This is a genomic window from Piscirickettsia litoralis, assembly GCF_001720395.1.
Lineage (GTDB): Bacteria > Pseudomonadota > Gammaproteobacteria > Piscirickettsiales > Piscirickettsiaceae > Piscirickettsia > Piscirickettsia litoralis.
The window spans coordinates 294,441-295,415 of the sequence record NZ_MDTU01000001.1 but is presented as its reverse complement, the minus strand read 5'-3'; the positions used below and the strand labels follow the sequence as shown (position 1 = coordinate 295,415).

1 protein-coding gene is annotated in these 975 nt (G+C 34.7%); it reads left to right on the top strand.

What is annotated here, in order from left to right:
- The coding region (locus BGC07_RS20370; RefSeq protein WP_158006825.1) for a hypothetical protein at positions 1 to 373 on the top strand (373 nt) is incomplete at its 5' end.
- Positions 374 to 975: the final 602 nt, after the last annotated feature.

Genomic DNA, 975 nt, shown 5'->3' with positions numbered 1-975 from the left:
AATTATTTTTCCCCGAAAGAAAGGCACTCTTCTTTCTACTTATGCAGGGCAAAGTTGTTTTCTAGGTGAACCAGGCCACAAAGAGATTTCAGAAGAGCTCATTCTCAGTAGAAAAAGTAAAACTAGTAAGTGGGATGTAGGTAGAACAAACATTGAAATAGATGAGTACAAAAATTTAACAACTCAAGAGCAACTTGACTTAACAAGATTAATTGCTATTGACTCTAACTATCGAGCTCTCATCTCTGCACACCTAGCTTCTAATCCAGAAGACAAACAACGGTTTGAAGAAAACGACTACCTTAATCGTGCTAAAAATAAAATAATATTAAAAGACTTAGAATATATGAATTTTTTCCATCGAAATTTATAAAGAGGAACAGTCTTCAACTCCATCTCAAAAAGTCATTGGGTTATTTTCAAAGCACTGCGGTATTTCCCAAGATCGCTTATGGTCTCATTTTTGCGAGCAAATTAGCGAAAGCACAAGAAGTAAGTCAAAAAAATCAGCCATACTTGAATATGCAACAAAGCCGTTCTCACCAAAACTCTTACAAGGGTTTTGTGAGCTAGTATCTCAACGACGAAAAAATGGTGAAGGGAATACAACAACAGCTGGAAAAATGAAAACTTATTAAAAGAAACAAAATTCAAATTTATTGCTGATACAATGGGATCCAAAAGTCAAGCAATACGGCAGAGAGATATCCGCTCTTACGGAAACAATGGAAAGTTATGGGACAAAAAAAGGAAATAACACATAAATCATTACTAAAAAAATATAGTGCAATACACCTTAAAGACAAATCCCCTTCTACTAGTAAAAATCCTCTTACTTTTACTAAACAAATACCGCGAAAGTCAAAATTATCTATGCTACCTTTTAGAGAATATGCAGAGACAGAAAGCAGCTCTCAACAAACATCAAGACTACGCAACGACTCAGTCTGATAACTCTGCAAAGATAGTAGTATT